The organism is Enhygromyxa salina (assembly GCF_000737335.2).
Classification (GTDB): Bacteria; Myxococcota_A; Polyangia; order Nannocystales; family Nannocystaceae; genus Plesiocystis; species Plesiocystis salina_C.
In genome coordinates, this window is record NZ_JMCC02000269.1 from 1 (window position 1) to 1,421 (window position 1,421).

General features: G+C 72.8%; 1 protein-coding gene. It reads right to left on the minus strand.

All coding sequences use genetic code 11. The annotated features are described in order from the left end of the window. Nucleotides 1-1,421: amino acid adenylation domain-containing protein (locus DB30_RS40800; protein ID WP_146662954.1), on the minus strand; the 1,421-nt coding region annotated here is incomplete at both ends.

A 1,421-nucleotide genomic window follows, 5' to 3' on the forward strand; every position in this document is an offset into this window, starting at 1 on the left:
GAGCGGCCCGTCGCGCAGTTCGGGCTCGCGCACCGAGGGCGCGGCCGCGAGCTCGTCGCCCTCCCCGCCCTCACCAAAGCGGGCGAGGAGCTGGGCGCGCGACAGCGTGGCGAGCGTCCGTCGGTCGACCTTGTCGTTGAGCGTGCGCGGCAAGCTGTGCACGCGCACGAGCGAGTCGGGGATCATGTAGTCCGGCAGCCACGCCGCGAGCTGCTCGCGGCGTGGCGCGGCGGCGCCCTCGGCGAGGACGTAGCAGGCACGCAGCGAGGGGGACCCGTGCTCGCGGACCACGACCACGGCCTCACGCACGCCGTCGAGGCGCAGCAAGCTGGCCTCGATCTCGCCGAGCTCGATCCGATGGCCGCGGAGCTTGACCTGCGCGTCCTTGCGACCGATGTACTCGACGCGCCCGTCGGCGAGGCGACGGACCAGATCACCCGTCCGATACATCCGCGCCGTGGGATCGTCGACGAAGGGATCGACGACGAAGCGCTCGGCGCTGAGCTGCGGTCGGCCGAGGTAGCCGCGGGCGACCCCGTGGCCACCGATGTAGAGTTCGCCGACCACACCGATCGGCGCCAGGGCCCCGGCGCTGTCGAGCACGTAGAGCGCCGTGTTGGCGATCGACTCACCGATCGTCACGCGGTCCCCGGCGCGCAGGCGAGCGAGCGAGGACCAGATCGTCGTCTCGGTCGGCCCGTAGAGGTTCCAGACTTGGGCGTTGCGCGCGACCAAGGTCGCGGCGAGGTCGGCGGGCAGGGCCTCGCCGCCACACAGGACCTTGAGCGTCGGCGAGCCCGGCCAGCCCGCGGCCTCGACCATGCGCCAGGTCGTTGGCGTGGCCTGGATGACCGTGGCCTCGCTGGCCTCGATCGCCTCGCGCAGGCGCAGGCCGTCGCGGGCGACCTCGGCCGCGACGAGCTCGACAGTCCCGCCACAGATCAACGGGAGGTACAGCTCGAGGCCCGAGATGTCGAAGCACACCGTCGTCAGCGCCAAGAGCGTGTCCCCCGGGCCAAAGCCCGGCTCGCGCGCCATCGACGACAAGAAATTGGTAAGCGCGCGATGGGGCACGCGCACGCCCTTGGGTCGGCCCGTCGAGCCCGAGGTGTAGAGCACGTAGGCGTCGTCCTCGGGTCCAGCCATGCCGGGCGAGGGCCGCTGGGGCGGAGCCTCGTCCGCGTCGATGAGCAGCCGCGCTGCGTCGCCGTAGTCGGCGTCGATACTCGAGTGCGTGAGCATCAGATGGAGCCCGGCGTCCTCGGCCATGTAGCGCAGGCGCTCACTCGGGTACGTGGGATCGAGCGGCACGTAGGCCCCGCCCGCGGCCTGCACGGCCAGCAGCGCGACGGGCAGCAGCACGTCGCGGGGCAGCAGCACGCCGACCCGCCGCCCGCGCCCGACCCCAGCCGGGCGCATGA